Annotated in this window: 17 protein-coding genes; 11 read left to right on the forward strand and 6 right to left on the reverse strand. The window is 67.1% G+C overall.

Going from position 1 to position 13,401, the window contains the following annotated elements; all coding sequences use genetic code 11:
* Positions 1 to 49: 49 nt before the first annotated feature.
* Positions 50 to 202: a hypothetical protein gene (locus AC1RM6_RS10330; protein ID WP_493100785.1), complete on the forward strand. Its 153-nt coding sequence runs from the start codon at positions 50 to 52 to the stop codon at positions 200 to 202.
* On the opposite strand, the gene AC1RM6_RS10335 is transcribed toward AC1RM6_RS10330, so the two are convergent.
* Positions 203 to 892: a hypothetical protein gene (locus AC1RM6_RS10335; protein WP_493100787.1), complete on the reverse strand. Its 690-nt coding sequence runs from the start codon at positions 890 to 892 to the stop codon at positions 203 to 205.
* Between the two features lie 179 nt (positions 893 to 1,071).
* Here AC1RM6_RS10335 and AC1RM6_RS10340 point away from each other — a divergent pair, with 179 nt between their 5' ends.
* From AC1RM6_RS10340 to AC1RM6_RS10370, 7 genes are all read left to right on the forward strand, one after another.
* Entirely contained in the window at positions 1,072 to 1,542 is a 471-nt protein-coding gene (locus AC1RM6_RS10340) for a TetR/AcrR family transcriptional regulator (RefSeq protein ID WP_493100788.1), read from the forward strand.
* Positions 1,543 to 1,555: 13 nt separating this feature from the next.
* A complete protein-coding gene (locus AC1RM6_RS10345; RefSeq protein ID WP_493100790.1) occupies positions 1,556 to 1,978 on the forward strand; it encodes a DUF1801 domain-containing protein in 423 nt (140 codons plus the stop codon).
* A 168-nt stretch (positions 1,979 to 2,146) separates the two neighbouring features.
* Entirely contained in the window at positions 2,147 to 2,434 is a 288-nt protein-coding gene (locus AC1RM6_RS10350) for a co-chaperone GroES (protein ID WP_493100792.1), read from the forward strand.
* Positions 2,435 to 2,531: 97 nt separating this feature from the next.
* Complete coding sequence (groL, locus tag AC1RM6_RS10355; RefSeq protein WP_493100794.1) at positions 2,532 to 4,151, forward strand: chaperonin GroEL; 1,620 nt, start codon at positions 2,532 to 2,534, stop codon at positions 4,149 to 4,151.
* A gap of 64 nt (positions 4,152 to 4,215) precedes the next feature.
* Entirely contained in the window at positions 4,216 to 4,371 is a 156-nt protein-coding gene (locus AC1RM6_RS10360; protein WP_493100797.1) for a hypothetical protein, read from the forward strand.
* Between the two features lie 103 nt (positions 4,372 to 4,474).
* On the forward strand, positions 4,475 to 4,981 hold the full coding sequence (locus AC1RM6_RS10365; RefSeq protein WP_493100799.1) for a hypothetical protein: 507 nt from the start codon (positions 4,475 to 4,477) through the stop codon (positions 4,979 to 4,981).
* Between the two features lie 82 nt (positions 4,982 to 5,063).
* Entirely contained in the window at positions 5,064 to 5,273 is a 210-nt protein-coding gene (locus AC1RM6_RS10370; protein ID WP_493100801.1) for a hypothetical protein, read from the forward strand.
* A 21-nt stretch (positions 5,274 to 5,294) separates the two neighbouring features.
* On the opposite strand, the gene AC1RM6_RS10375 is transcribed toward AC1RM6_RS10370, so the two are convergent.
* Positions 5,295 to 5,465 (reverse strand): DUF2256 domain-containing protein, encoded by a 171-nt coding sequence (locus AC1RM6_RS10375; protein ID WP_493100803.1) that lies wholly within the window; start codon positions 5,463 to 5,465, stop codon positions 5,295 to 5,297.
* Between the two features lie 172 nt (positions 5,466 to 5,637).
* Here AC1RM6_RS10375 and AC1RM6_RS10380 point away from each other — a divergent pair, with 172 nt between their 5' ends.
* Entirely contained in the window at positions 5,638 to 5,871 is a 234-nt protein-coding gene (locus AC1RM6_RS10380) for a YozE family protein (RefSeq protein WP_493100804.1), read from the forward strand.
* A complete protein-coding gene (locus AC1RM6_RS10385; RefSeq protein WP_493100806.1) occupies positions 5,868 to 6,944 on the forward strand; it encodes a sensor histidine kinase in 1,077 nt (358 codons plus the stop codon). Before AC1RM6_RS10380 ends, AC1RM6_RS10385 begins: the two co-directional genes overlap by 4 nt.
* A gap of 26 nt (positions 6,945 to 6,970) precedes the next feature.
* Here the strand turns inward: AC1RM6_RS10385 and AC1RM6_RS10390 are convergent, their stop codons facing one another.
* The 3 genes from AC1RM6_RS10390 to AC1RM6_RS10400 are packed head-to-tail and all read right to left on the reverse strand — an operon-like array spanning position 6,971 to position 10,740.
* Complete coding sequence (locus AC1RM6_RS10390) at positions 6,971 to 8,989, reverse strand: M3 family metallopeptidase (protein ID WP_493100808.1); 2,019 nt, start codon at positions 8,987 to 8,989, stop codon at positions 6,971 to 6,973.
* Entirely contained in the window at positions 8,979 to 9,791 is an 813-nt protein-coding gene (locus AC1RM6_RS10395) for a transglutaminase-like domain-containing protein (protein ID WP_493100810.1), read from the reverse strand. The genes AC1RM6_RS10390 and AC1RM6_RS10395 overlap by 11 nt, the downstream gene beginning before the upstream one ends.
* A gap of 16 nt (positions 9,792 to 9,807) precedes the next feature.
* On the reverse strand, positions 9,808 to 10,740 hold the full coding sequence (locus tag AC1RM6_RS10400; RefSeq protein WP_493100811.1) for a transglutaminase family protein: 933 nt from the start codon (positions 10,738 to 10,740) through the stop codon (positions 9,808 to 9,810).
* Positions 10,741 to 10,757: 17 nt separating this feature from the next.
* On the opposite strand from AC1RM6_RS10400, the gene AC1RM6_RS10405 reads away from it, so the two are divergent.
* Positions 10,758 to 11,537 (forward strand): N-formylglutamate amidohydrolase, encoded by a 780-nt coding sequence (locus AC1RM6_RS10405; protein ID WP_493100813.1) that lies wholly within the window; start codon positions 10,758 to 10,760, stop codon positions 11,535 to 11,537.
* A 143-nt stretch (positions 11,538 to 11,680) separates the two neighbouring features.
* On the opposite strand, the gene AC1RM6_RS10410 is transcribed toward AC1RM6_RS10405, so the two are convergent.
* Positions 11,681 to 13,270, reverse strand: a complete 1,590-nt coding sequence (locus AC1RM6_RS10410) for an FMN-binding glutamate synthase family protein (protein WP_493101561.1) — start codon at positions 13,268 to 13,270, stop codon at positions 11,681 to 11,683.
* Between the last annotated feature and the right edge of the window lie 131 nt (positions 13,271 to 13,401).

Below are 13,401 nucleotides of genomic sequence, written 5' to 3' on the forward strand. Positions count from 1 at the left end.
TGCTCCTGCCGCGCGGCGATCGGCCCGCGCGGCAGGAGAGGATGCGGCGATGACCGATTCGATCGACGACCGGATGATCGAGACGCCCGACGGCCCGATGAGCTGGGCCGAATGGAAGAAGAAGAATCCGATCCAGGTCCCGTCGCGGCGGACCAAGGGCAAGAAGCTGCCCAACAAGATCCCGATGCGCACCGAAAAATGATCAGCCGTGATCGTCCATGGCGATCGCGCCCCTGATCATCTGCACCCCGACCGCGATCGCCCAGATCGCCTGGGTCAGCACCAGCATGATCAGGCCGTGGACGTTCATCACCAGCATGCCCGCGATCAGCAGCGCGGCGGTGGCGAGGCCGAGCAGCATGCCGGCCAGGCCGATCGCCCGGCAGGCGCCGCGCAACGCGACCAGCATGACCGACCAGAGCAGGATCGCCCCCGAACCCGCGACCGCGGCTATCGTCGCCCAGCACCGGGCGATGCTGCCGATCGCGGCGAGCGCCGCACGCACCGGCTCGACCTGGTCCGGGGCCATCAGGGCATAGCGGCCGGCGAAGGCGGCGGCGGCAAAGCCGTTGATCACCGCCGCGCCCATCATCGCCATCGCCCCGAACGCATAAGCGACGATCGCCAGCGTGACGATCGGCCGGTCGAGCCCGAGCCGGCGCGACAGGCCGAGATGCCCGGCGACCAATATCAGTTCGAGCGCCATCAGCAGGCCGTGGACCCAGCCATTATAGCCCGCTCCCGCCGCCAGATGCGCGATCGTCTCGCCGATCGCATGGCCGCCGGGGCGCGGATGCGCCATCGACAGGATGATCGCCCCCGCCGATGCGAGCACGAGCAGCCAGCCGTAGAGCCGCGCATCGCCATCCTGTTCTTCCGTCTTCGTCGTCATCGATGATCTCCCGCATCGCTTGCCATCGTCGCGACTTAGCGAGAGAGTGATCGGCGTTGCTGGAAGAGGCCCGACCATTGCCCGATAGCGGACAAATCGATCCTGTTGTCCGGAAACCCATATCCGGACGCACCGATCCGATACGCACGGATCGGCGCGTCGAGCGCACGCGCGCGGCGTTGCTCCAGGCGTTCAACGGGCTGGTGACCCAGCGCCGTTATGGCACGATCCGCATCGCCGACATCGTCGAACGCGCCAATGTCGGCCGTTCGACCTTCTACGAACATTTCCGCACCCGCGACGACATATTGCTGGCGGCGATGGCACCGCTGTTCGCGCGGCTGTCGGAAGCAGTCGCCCCGCCCGAAGGGGCTCCGCCGCCACACGCGCTGATCGCGCATTTCTGGGACAAGCGCGCGCTCGCCCGGCTCATCCTGGCCCCACCGGTCGAACCGAAGCTGCGCCGCGCGCTGGCATCGGCGATCGAGGTGCGCCTGCCCATGACCGCCAATCCGGCGAAGCGACAGCTCGCGGCAACCGCGATCGCGGCGGGGCAGCTCGGCCTGCTCGGCGCCTGGACCCGGGGCGAGTTGTCCGCGACCACCGACGAGATCGCCGACATGATCCTGGCGATCGGACGGATCCGATGATGGGAGGCGAGGCATGGCCGAATTGAAGACCAAGGCGACCGCGATCGGTGTCGAGGATTTCCTCGCCGCCGCCCAGCCGCCGCAGCGCGCCGAGGAAGGGCGGATCGTCGCCGCGATGATGGCGCGGGTGACCGGCGAACCGGCAGTGATGTGGGGTCCGTCGATCATCGGCTTCGGCCGCTACCGCTACAAATATGACAGCGGCCGCGAGGGCGAGATGTGCCGGGTCGGCTTCTCGCCGCGCAAACCCCAGCTCGTCTTCTATCTCAAGCTCGGCACCGGCGCGCAGGAGGCATTGCTCGCGCGGCTCGGCAAGCACAGCATGGGCAAGGGCTGCCTCTATGTGAAGAAGCTCGCCGATGTCGACATGACGGTGCTCGAGGCGCTGGTCGCGGGCGCCTGGGCCGCGATGCGCGAGGCCTGGCCCGAGGGCTGAGCACCCCCGACAATCGGCGGCGTCTTCCTTGACGAAACGCCCGATCGCGCCCACATGGGAGGGACTGGCACTCTCCGCATGAGACTGCCAGATCGCAACTTGGCAGCGCTGGCTCCCGCTTGTGAAAGCGACGATTTCGTCGCGACCAGCGACGGGACAGCCGCGACCATGACATTCCGCCCCCTCCACGACCGCGTCCTCGTGCGCCGGCTCGAAGCGCCCACGAAAACCGCAGGCGGGATCATCATCCCCGACAACGCCAAGGAAAAGCCGCAGGAGGGCGAGATCGTCGCCGCCGGCACCGGCATCCGCGCCGAGGACGGCACGATCACCGCGCTGGACGTCAAGGCGGGCGACAAGATCCTGTTCGGCAAATGGTCGGGCACTGAGATCAAGATCGGCGGCGAAGATCTGCTGATCATGAAGGAAAGCGACGTTCTCGGCATCCTGAACTGACCTGAATTCCGCCTGCTTCCGTCGCCCTTGCCCGGGTGGCGGGAGAACGAGGTCCCGGCATGCGCCGGGATGACGAATCCAATCGAGGAATTCTCCCATGGCAGCCAAAGATGTCCGCTTTTCCCGTCACGCCCGCGAAGGCATCAGCCGCGGCGTCGACATCATCGCCGATGCGGTCAAGGTGACGCTCGGCCCCAAGGGCCGCAACGTCCTGATCGACAAGGGCTATGGCGCCCCGCGCATCACCAAGGACGGCGTCACCGTCGCCAAGGAGATCGAGCTCAAGGACAAGTTCGAGAATATGGGCGCGCAGATGCTGCGCGCGGTCGCGTCGAAGACCCACGACCATGCCGGCGACGGCACCACCACCGCGACCGTGCTCGCCCAGGCGATCGTCCGCGAGGGGATGAAGTCGGTCGCGGCCGGCATGAACCCGATGGACCTCAAGCGCGGTATCGACCTCGCGGTGATCAAGGTCGTCGAGGATCTCGCCGCCCGCTCGAAGCCGGTCGCCAACAATGACGAGATCGCCCAGGTCGGCATCGTCTCGGCCAATGGCGACGTCGTCGTCGGCCGCAAGATCGCCGAAGCGATGGAGAAGGTCGGCAAGGAAGGCGTGATCACGATCGAGGAAGCCAGCGGAGTCGAGTTCGAACTCGACGTCGTCGAGGGCATGCAGTTCGATCGCGGCTATCTGTCGCCTTACTTCATCACCGACGCCGAAAAGATGCTGGTCGAGCTCAATGATCCGCACATCCTGATCCACGAGAAGAAGCTCGGCAATCTCGCGCCGCTGCTGCCGGTGCTCGAGGCGGTGGTCCAGTCGGGCCGGCCGCTGCTGATCATCGCCGAGGATATCGAGGGCGAGGCGCTCGCGACCCTGGTGGTCAACAAGCTGCGCGGCGGGCTGAAGGTCGCCGCGGTCAAGGCGCCGGGCTTCGGCGATCGCCGCAAGGCGATGCTCGAGGATATCGCGATCCTGACCGGCGGCCAGACGATCTCCGAGGATCTCGGCATCAAGCTGGAGAATGTCACCCTCGACATGCTCGGCACCGCCAAGCGGGTGATGATCGACAAGGACAATACGACGATCATCGACGGCGCGGGTGCCGGCGACGCGATCAAGGGCCGGGTCGAGGCGATCCGGTCGCAGATCGAGAACACGACCAGCGACTATGACAAGGAGAAGCTCCAGGAGCGCCTTGCCAAGCTCGCCGGCGGCGTCGCGATCATCAAGGTCGGCGGCACCACCGAGGTCGAGGTCAAGGAACGCAAGGACCGTGTCGACGACGCGCTCCACGCGACCCGCGCCGCGGTCGAGGAAGGCGTCGTCCCCGGCGGCGGCACCGCGTTGCTCTACGCATCGCGCGCGCTCGACGACATGAAGGGGATCAACGACGATCAGACCCGCGGCATCGACATCGTCCGCAAGGCGCTGCAGGCGCCGCTGCGCCAGATCGCCGAGAATGCGGGCCATGACGGCGCGGTCGTCGCGGGGCGGCTGATCGGCGGCAACGACCAGAATCTCGGCTTCAACGCGCAGACCGAGCAATATGAGAATCTGGTCCAGTCGGGCGTCATCGATCCGACCAAGGTGGTGCGATCGGCGCTGCAGGACGCGGCCTCGGTCGCGGGCCTGCTGATCACCACCGAGGCGGCGGTCGCCGAACTTTCGGACGCGCCGGCGCCCAAGGTCTATGGTGGCGACGACTATTAAGCACCCGACATGACGACGGGGGCCGGCGCTCTTGCCGGCCCCCGACCGCATCGAAGGAACATCGATGAGCCTTCATGACCTGCTGGGGCTGCACAAGCCCGATCTGATGGCGAGCCGCTGGGACGAAGGCCGCTTCATGAGCCGCTGCGTCGCGTGCGGCCGGCCGATGATCAAGCCGCCCGGCGGGACATGGATCGTCTTCAAGCCGGAACGCCCATGACCGGTCCCCTGGCATGATCGAGGCGGCGATGACCGACCGGATCGCGCGCTGGCTCCACGCCGGCACCGACAACCTGCCCGGCGCGTGGGAAGCCGGCGCGCGGTTGCCCGACTTCGTCGCGCATTGGCGGGCCGATGCGCGGGCGCTGCTGACGCTGCTGCGCGACCCCAGCGACGACATGGTCGAGGCCGCGGGCGACTATGTCGATCGCACCGGCCGGGTCGCGGTCGACGGGGTCTGGACGGCGATGATCGACGCCGCATTGGGCGAAACCGCGCCGGCCTTCGCAAAATCCGACGATAAGCTGCCCAAAACCCACATTTTATGCTATGATTTGGAAAAACGCGCTTCCTCCGATAAGAGCGCGCCAGAAAACATCGACCGGCCCGCGCCGGATCCGACCAGAAGGCCAAGCATGACGAATATCGAAATCTATCGCGCCAACGCTGCTGCGCAGCGTGCGGCGGCTCTCGCGACCGACCTGCCCAACCGCAAGGCGATGCACGAGCGCTCGGCCGAAAGCTGGGAGGCGATGGCCGCCAGCGCCGCCGACACGATGGAACGCGCGAGCGTCAATGAGGCGGCGAAAGCCAAGCAGAACGGCGGCTGAGCCTTTCAGCCCCCGATACTACCGCATCTTGCAACCGCCGGGCGGCCTTGCCCGGCGGGCAAATGCCATTGAGGAACATGTGATGTCGCGAGTCCCCGTAAAGCCCTATCTGATCGCCAAGGACGAGGATGGGAATTTCCGCCTGACCGTGCGCACGACCCGGTACAATATGCAGAATTATCCGCTGGTCACCGCGGTCCTGCAGGACCAGGTCTTCAAGACCGCCACCGCCGCCCGTGCCTTCGCACGCGAGGAATTCGGCGCCGAAGCCGGTCAATACGCTTCGAAATAAACTCGGTCCACGCCGCGCCCGTCAGACGGGCGCGGCGGCCTTGCCCGGCAAATTCTTGGTCCGCGATCCGCGGCATTTATCCGAGCAATAAAGGACATTGGCCCAGTCGCGGGCCCATTTCTTGCGCCACATGAAAGTCCGTCCGCACAGCGCGCAGATTTTCGGCGGAATGACGATTTTCTTCTTTTCCATGGGCCGCCTTACGCCTCCCGGCGCGCTTTGACCATGGCACGATATCGCCGCTTCGTGCCGATATCGTGCGGCGCGAATCCCATCCTATGTTATACGGCCCGATCACCCGATCTTTCGCAGGCATCTCGTGACCGTGGGACGATAGCGCCCTCGCCTGCCGACGGGGGTGCGTATGAGCGACAGCGACGGAACGAGCTTCGGCCAGTGGCTGCTGGTCCAAACCGGCCGTTCGGGCTGGATCGGCGATCTCGCCAAGGCGGCCAAGGCCGATCGCAGCTTTCCCCGCGACAGCGACGCGGACGCGGTGCGCCACCATCTGAGCGGCAAGCAGGCCGACAGCGACATGCTCGAGGCGGTCGACGATGCCGAGCGGCTCTGGTCGCGGCTGGGCGGCGGCCGGCCATGATGGATCCGGTGCGCAGCCTCGAGGACGCCAATGTCCTGGCGCAGGCGATCGTCAACACGATCCCCGAGCCCTTCCTGGTGCTCGACGCCAAGCTGCGGGTGCGCGCCGCGAGCCGCGCCTTCTACGAGACCTTCAGGGTCAGCCCCGAAAGCACCCAGGGCCGGCTGCTCTATGCGCTGGGCGACGGCCAATGGGACATTCCCGCGCTGCGCACGCTGCTCGAGACGATCATCCCCGACAAGGTCGCGATGGACGGGTTCGAGGTCGAGCATGATTTTCCCGGGATCGGCCGGCGGACGATGCTGCTCAACGCCCGCAAGGTGCTGTACGAAACCAGCGAGGACATCACGATCCTGCTCGCCTTCCAGGACGTGACGATCCGCCGCGCGATCGAGATGGAGAAGGCGGAACTGCTCCGCCGGTCGGAGGAACTGCTCGCGCAGAAGCAGGTGCTGCTCGAGGAGATGCGCCACCGCGTCGCCAACAGCCTGCAGATCATCGCCAGCATCCTGATGCTCAAGGCGCGCGCGGTCTCGTCCGAGGAAACCCGGCTCCATCTCCAGGATGCGCATCAGCGGGTGATGTCGGTCGCCGCGGTCCAGCAGCATCTTCACGCCAGCACCGGGCTCGACCGGGTCAAGGTTCGCTCCTATCTCGAGAAGCTGTGCGCCGGCCTCGCCAGCTCGATGGTCGGCGAGAGCCAGCCGGTCATGATCGAGGTGACCTCCGACGAGGGCATGATCCTGTCCGACACCGCCGTCAGCCTGGGGCTAATCGTCACCGAACTCGTCATCAACGCGCTCAAATATGCGTTTGGCGACGCGAAGGCCGACGCCCGCATCCTCGTCAACTACGAGATCAACGATGCCGACTGGCGGCTGACCGTCTCCGACAATGGCGGCGGCAAGGCCAAGGCGGGCATCGCCAAAGGCGCCACCGGCCTCGGCACGACCCTGGTCAAGGCGCTCGCCAAGCAGCTCGACGCACGAATGGACGTGACCGACGGCGACGGCGGCTTCACGGTCGCGGTCACCCGCGCGAGCTTCGCCTCCCGGATTCCGCACGGAAGTTGAGGCCGGGCCGGGCGGCTCGACCCTGCCTAAACCCCGACCAGCCCCCGCGCCTTGAGCAGCGGCAGTTCGACCGGCGGTCGGCCGCGAAACGCCACGAAGGACTCCATCGGGTCGCGGCGATTGCCCTGCGCCAATATCTCGTCGCGGAACCGGCGCGCGGTGACCGGATCGAAGATGTCGCCGGCCTCGACGAACGCGTCATAGGCGTCGGCGTCGAGCACCTCCGACCACAAATAGCTGTAATAGGCCGCGGCATAGCCGCCGTCGAAGACATGGGTGAAATAGCCGATCCGGTGCCGCATCCCGATCGCCTCGGGCACCCCGAGCCGGTCGAGTTCGGCCGCGACGAACTTCGCCGGGTCGGCGGCCTCGACCGGGTTGCGGTGGAGCGCGAGGTCGATCAGCGCCGAGGCGGTGAATTCGACCGTGGCATAGCCCTGGCCGTAGATCTCGGCGCGCCCGATCGCCGCGATCAGATCGGCGGGCACCCCCATGCCGCCGAGCACCGCCGGATCGAGGATCCAATGCTCCATGAACTTGCTGGGGAATTCGACGAAGTCGCGCGCGACCGAGGTCCCCGACTGGCTCGGATAGACGACGTTCGACAGCAGCCCGTGGAGGACATGGCCGAATTCGTGGAACAGGGTCCGCGCCTCGTCGAGCGACAGCCGGGTCTCGGCGGGATCGGGCGCGCCGGCGAAGCTGGCGACCGCATAGACGATCGGGCGAACCACGCCGTCGAGCCGCTCCTGCACCCGCAGGCTGCCCATCCAGGCCCCGCCATGCTTTTCGGGCCGCGACAGATAGTCGGTGTAGAGCAGCCCCACCGTCGCGCCGTCGGCATCGACGATTTCCCAGGCCGCGACATCGTCATGATAGACCGGCAGGTCGGCACGCCGTCGGAAGCTCAGCCCATAGAGCCGCCCCGCCGCCGCGAACGCCGCCGCGCGCACCGCGTCGAGCCGGAGATGCTCGCGCAGGGCGACCCCGTCGAGCGCATAGCGCTCGCGCCGGATTCGCTCGGCATAATGGCGCCAGTCCCACGCGGCGAGGGCGAAGTCCGCGCCATCGGCATCGATCAGCGCCTGAAGTTCGGCGGCTTCCTCGGCGGCGCGACGCTTTGCCGGTTCCCACACCCGCAGCAGCAGCGCCTCGGCGGCCTCGGGGGTCGCGGCCATGCTGTCGTGGAGCTTGTAGGCGGCATAATCGGCATAGCCGAGCAGCCGCGCCCGCTCGTCGCGCAGTGCGAGGATCTCGGCGATCGCGGTCATATTGTCGTGCGCGCCGCCGTCGCAGCGCGCGGTGAAGGCGCGCCACACCATCTCGCGCAGGTCGCGCCGGGTCGAGAAGGTCAGGAACGCCTCATAATCGGTGCGATCGAGGGTGAAGAGATAGCGCCCCTTATGCCCCGCCCGATCGGCGCGCGCCGCCGCCGCCTCGACCACCGCCTCGGGCAGCCCGTCGAGATCCGAGGCGCCGAGCAGCATCTGCCAGGCATTGGTCGCCGCCATCACATTCTGGCCGAACCGCACCGACAACAGCCCCAGCCGCTGGTCGATCGCCGCGAGCCGCGCCTTGCCGTCGGGATCGAGCGCGGCGCCGCCGGCGACGAAGCCGTCATAGCTGCTTTCGACCAGCCGCCGCTGCTCGGGGCTCAGGCCGGCACGCACCGCATGGACCGCCGCCACCCGCGCGAACAGCGCGGGGTCCTGGCTGACCCGGGTGCCATGCTCGGTCAGCAGCGCCGACACCGGCGCCTCGATCGCGCGGATCGCATCGTCGGCCTGGGCCGAGGACAGCGACCAGAACAGCCGCCTTACCCGCGCGAGCGCGGCGCCCGACCGTTCGAGCGCGGCGAGACTGTTGTCGAAATCGGCCGGGGCCGGATCGCCGCCGATCGCCGCGAGCTCGCGCTCGCTTTCGGCGATCGCGGTGGCGAAGGCCGGCAGGAACTGGTCGGGATGGATGCGGTCGAACGGCGGCGCCCCCAGCGGCTCGGGCCAGTCGAACAGCAGCACATTGTTCGCATCGGCCTCAGGCGACATTCTCGACCTCCTCGGCGCGCACGAAGAAACTGGTGAGGATCGCCGGCCCGAACCCGGTGGTGAGCGCGGTGTCGGTGGCGTCGCGGCCCCGCGCCATCAGGATCCGGCCGATCCGCGGGCGATCGTGCCGCGCGTCGTAGGTGTACCAGTCGCCGTCGATATAGACGTCGAACCAGGCGCTGAAATCCATCGCGCCGTCGACCGGCACACCGATATCGCCGAGATAGCCGGTGCAATAGCGCGCCGGGATGTTCATGCAGCGGCACAGGGTCACCGCCAGATGCGCGAAATCGCGGCACACCCCCTGACGTTCCTGATAGGCGTTCCACGCGGTCTTGTCCGACCGGGCATGTTCATAGCCGAACTGGATATGGCGGTTGACGAAGGTGACGATCGCCTCGACCCGGTCGCGCGCCGAGCCGAGATGGCCGAACTGCGACCAGGCGACCTGCATCAGCCGGTCGGTCTCGCAATAGCGGCTGCCGAGCAGGAAGACGAGCAGATCGTCGGGCAGGTCCTCGACCGGCATCTGCGGTCCGTCGGGCGCACGCGCATCGGGCATGCCGTCATCCTCGATGATGAAGTCGGCCGACAGGGTGACGCCGCCGACCGGCACCGTCAACCGGGTGCAGATATTGCCGTAGGCGTCGACATAATCGTAGATCGGGATGTCGGGCGACGCCATGATCCGGTGCGCGGTCTTCAGGTCCTTGTTGCGCGACGGGTGGACGCTGAGCATCGCCAGCATCGCCGCCGGGGCTTCCGCGGTGAAATATATCTCATAGCCTGCGCGGATAAGCATGTGATCTGTTTCCCGATTAGCCGCCGCGGCGGCTGTTGATGGCACCGGTCTGCGCGGCGATGACGGACGGGTTGGCGGGGTCCTCCATGCGGACGTCGACCTCGACTTCCATGTCGATATAGCTGTTGGGAAAGCCGCTCCACGTCCCCGACAGCGGCAGCGCCTGATAGGGATCGCGCGCGATCGCGACCCGCACCAGCCCGCGATTGCCGACGATGCCGTTGGTCGGGTCGAACTCGACCCAGCCCGATCCGGGCAGGAAGATCCGCACCCAGGCATGGGTGCTGCCGCCGCCGACCCGGCCCTCGCCGCGCGACGGGTTGTAGACATAGCCCGACACGAACCGCGCCGCGAGGCCGAGCGCGCGCACCGCCTCGATCATCAGCACCGCGAAGTCGCGGCAGGTGCCCTGGCGCTTCTGCAGCGTCTCGATCGGGGTCTGGGTGCCCTTTTCGTGGCGTGCGACATAGGTGAAGTCGCGGCGGATCGCGGTCGCGAACTCGGTCAGCATCGCCAGCGTGTCGGTCGGCCCGTCGCCGCGCACGAAACCGCGCGCCCAATTGTCGACGATCCGGCCGGGGTCGAGATGGCCGCGCTCGATCGAGCGCAGCAGGTCGGGCATGTCCTCCGACGAATAAGTGAAAGGGAAGGTGCGCGCATAATCCTCGATCGCCACCTCGGATCCGGCGAGCGGCTCATGGTCGAGGCGGACGAGGCTGGCGACGCGCAGCATCGTCGCCCGCTTGTCGAACCGGGCGATCGCCACCGAATTGCCGAACACGTCGTGGAGCCAGCGCAGTTCGGCGGGTTCGGGCGAAATATCGAGGCTCGCCGCGATCAATCGCTGGTCATAGCTCTCGCGCGGGCGCACCATGATGCGATGCTCGCCGAACGACACCGGCTGGCGATAACGATATTGGGTGACATGACGGATCGTCAGCAAAGGCATTTCGGGGCGTTTTCCTGATGGCGACGCAACCCCCGGCCGGGCTGCTCGGCCCGGAAGATCCCGCACCTGTCATAGTCCTTAACATCGATCGGCCCTCGCCGTTCCTTTTAATCGGCGATCATGCAGGAAACGCAATCGCGGCGCGGCTGGGCACGCTCGGCCTGTCCGACGCCGACCGCGTGCGCCACATCACCTGCGACATCGGCGTGCGCGGCCTCGGCGAGGCGCTCGCGCGCCGGCTCGATTGCCCGTTCCTCCACCAGGCCTATTCGCGGCTGGTGATCGACTGCAACCGCGATCCGGCGTCGGACGAGGCCATCCCCGAGCGCTCCGACGGCACCGCCATCCCCGGCAATATCGGCATCGACGCGGCCGAACGCGCCGCGCGGATCGCTGGAATCTTCCAGCCCTATCAGGATGCGATCGCCGCCGAAATCGACCGGCGCACCGCCATCGGCCACCCGCCGATCCTGGTGTCGCTGCACAGCTTCACCCCCTCCCTGACGATGCAAGCCATGGGACGCGAGGCGCGGCCCTGGCATGTCGGCGTCCTCCACGGCTTCGGCCATTCCGGCTTCGCCAAGGCCGTCCTCGCCAGGCTACGTCGCGAGACCGACCTCGTCGTCGGCGACAACCAGCCCTACCGGATGGACGACACCGACTACACCGTCCCCCACCACGCCTTCGCCGCGGGCCTGCTCTATGTCGAACTCGAGATCCGCCAGGACCTGATCGCCGACCTTGCCGGGCAGATTCACTGGGCCGAGCTGCTGGCGACGGCGATGACCCAGGCGTAGATTTGAACGCGACCGCACCCACACCTCAACCGTCATACTGAACTTGTTTCAGCATCCACTCTTGATCTCGGGAACGGCCCCTTGCGACACGGTGGATGCTGAAACAAGTTCAGCATGACGGTGGATAAGTCATTTCAAAACCATCAAAAACTGTCCGCCCGCGCCAGATCCCAGTTGCGCTTGTAGAAGCCGTTCTCGGTCTGCCCCTCGATCAGCACATTGGGCTCGAGGAAGACGTGCAGCTCGGAGAATTGCCGCACCTCGGTCGAACTCACCCGGCGCACCAGATGATGCGGCCCGAGATCCGAGGGATGCGCGACGCCCGCCGCCGCCAGCATGTCGGACAGCGCATGCAGCGTGTTGGCGTGGAAATTCTTCACCCGTTCGGCCTTGTCGGGCACCACCAGCGCGCGCTGGCGAACCGGGTCCTGGGTGGCGACCCCGGTCGGGCAGCGATTGGTGTTGCACGACAGCGACTGGATGCAGCCGACCGCGAACATGAAGCCGCGCGCGGCGTTCGCCCAGTCGGCGCCGATCGCCAGCACGCTGGCGATGTCGAACGCGCTGACGATCCGCCCGGCGGCGCCGACCCTGATCCGGTCGCGGATCCCCGCCCCGGTCAGGACATTGTGGACGAACAACAGCCCCTCGCGCATCGGCACGCCGATATGGTCGCTGAACTCGACCGGGGCGGCGCCGGTGCCGCCCTCGGCGCCGTCGACGACGATGAAATCGGGATAGGTGCCGGTCGCGAGCATCGCCTTGACGATCCCCATGAACTCCCAGGGATGGCCGAGACACAGCTTGAAGCCGACCGGCTTGCCGCCCGACAGCTCGCGCAGCTGGGCGATGAACGCCATCATCTCGAGCGGGGTCGAAAAGGCGCTGTGGGTCGGCGGCGAGATGCAGTCCTTGCCCATCGGCACGCCGCGGGTCTCGGAGATTTCGGCGGTGACCTTCGCCGCCGGCAATATGCCGCCATGGCCGGGCTTGGCGCCCTGGCTCATCTTGATCTCGATCATCTTGACCTGATCGCTCTTCGCCTGCGCGGCGAAGCGATCGGGGTCGAAGCGGCCTTCGGCGTCGCGGCAGCCGAAATAGCCGCTGGCGATCTCCCAGACGATGTCGCCGCCAAATTCGCGATGATAGGGGCTGATGCTGCCCTCGCCGGTGTCATGGCTGAAACCGCCCATCTTCGCACCCTTGTTGAGCGCACGGATCGCATTGGCCGACAGCGATCCGAAGCTCATCGCCGAGATGTTGAACACCGACGCCGAATAAGGCTGCCTGCACTGGTCCCCGCCGATCATGATCCGGAAGCCGGCCGGATCGGCGGCCGGGATCGGCCGGGTCGAATGGCCGATGAACTCGTAACCGTCGCGATAGACGTCGAGCAGCGTGCCGAACGGATGGTCGCCCGCCTGCCCCTTGGCGCGCTGATAGACCAGCGAGCGCTGCGAGCGCGAGAAGGGCGCGGCCTCCTCATCGGCCTCGAACAGATATTGGCGCAGTTCGGGGCGGATCATCTCGACGAACCAGCGGATATGGCCGATCACCGGGTAGTTGCGCTGGATCGAATGCTGCGGCTGGATCAGGTCGCGGATGCCGACCAGCACCAGCATCGCGAACAGCGCGAACGGCCAGAGCAGCCAGTGGTGGCGCGGCGCGAGTGCCAGCGCGACGCCCGCGATCAGGATGCACAGGATGAAGCTGGTGAAGCGGTTGAGGCGGATGGTCATGCGCAGATTCTTTCGCGGGGACGATGTCCTCCCGTGAAGACCCGGCAGCGACCGGGGTCAATCGCTGAGTTGGGTAGAAGCTCGAAAGCGGCGCGGCGAGAGGATAGGAAGCGCGCTCACCCAAG

The organism is Rhizorhabdus sp. GW822-FHT03C02 (assembly GCF_058801765.1).

What these genes read in the sequence shown, in the direction of transcription:
- AC1RM6_RS10330 (WP_493100785.1), top strand. Translation starts at nt 50, where the DNA reads ATGACCGATTCGATCGACGACCGGATGATCGAGACGCCCGACGGCCCG.
- AC1RM6_RS10335 (WP_493100787.1), bottom strand. Translation starts at nt 892, where the DNA reads ATGACGACGAAGACGGAAGAACAGGATGGCGATGCGCGGCTCTACGGC.
- AC1RM6_RS10345 (WP_493100790.1), top strand. Translation starts at nt 1,556, where the DNA reads ATGGCCGAATTGAAGACCAAGGCGACCGCGATCGGTGTCGAGGATTTC.
- AC1RM6_RS10350 (WP_493100792.1), top strand. Translation starts at nt 2,147, where the DNA reads ATGACATTCCGCCCCCTCCACGACCGCGTCCTCGTGCGCCGGCTCGAA.
- groL (WP_493100794.1), top strand. Translation starts at nt 2,532, where the DNA reads ATGGCAGCCAAAGATGTCCGCTTTTCCCGTCACGCCCGCGAAGGCATC.
- AC1RM6_RS10360 (WP_493100797.1), top strand. Translation starts at nt 4,216, where the DNA reads ATGAGCCTTCATGACCTGCTGGGGCTGCACAAGCCCGATCTGATGGCG.
- AC1RM6_RS10370 (WP_493100801.1), top strand. Translation starts at nt 5,064, where the DNA reads ATGTCGCGAGTCCCCGTAAAGCCCTATCTGATCGCCAAGGACGAGGAT.
- AC1RM6_RS10375 (WP_493100803.1), bottom strand. Translation starts at nt 5,465, where the DNA reads ATGGAAAAGAAGAAAATCGTCATTCCGCCGAAAATCTGCGCGCTGTGC.
- AC1RM6_RS10380 (WP_493100804.1), top strand. Translation starts at nt 5,638, where the DNA reads ATGAGCGACAGCGACGGAACGAGCTTCGGCCAGTGGCTGCTGGTCCAA.
- AC1RM6_RS10385 (WP_493100806.1), top strand. Translation starts at nt 5,868, where the DNA reads ATGATGGATCCGGTGCGCAGCCTCGAGGACGCCAATGTCCTGGCGCAG.
- AC1RM6_RS10390 (WP_493100808.1), bottom strand. Translation starts at nt 8,989, where the DNA reads ATGTCGCCTGAGGCCGATGCGAACAATGTGCTGCTGTTCGACTGGCCC.
- AC1RM6_RS10395 (WP_493100810.1), bottom strand. Translation starts at nt 9,791, where the DNA reads ATGCTTATCCGCGCAGGCTATGAGATATATTTCACCGCGGAAGCCCCG.
- AC1RM6_RS10400 (WP_493100811.1), bottom strand. Translation starts at nt 10,740, where the DNA reads ATGCCTTTGCTGACGATCCGTCATGTCACCCAATATCGTTATCGCCAG.
- AC1RM6_RS10405 (WP_493100813.1), top strand. Translation starts at nt 10,758, where the DNA reads ATGGCGACGCAACCCCCGGCCGGGCTGCTCGGCCCGGAAGATCCCGCA.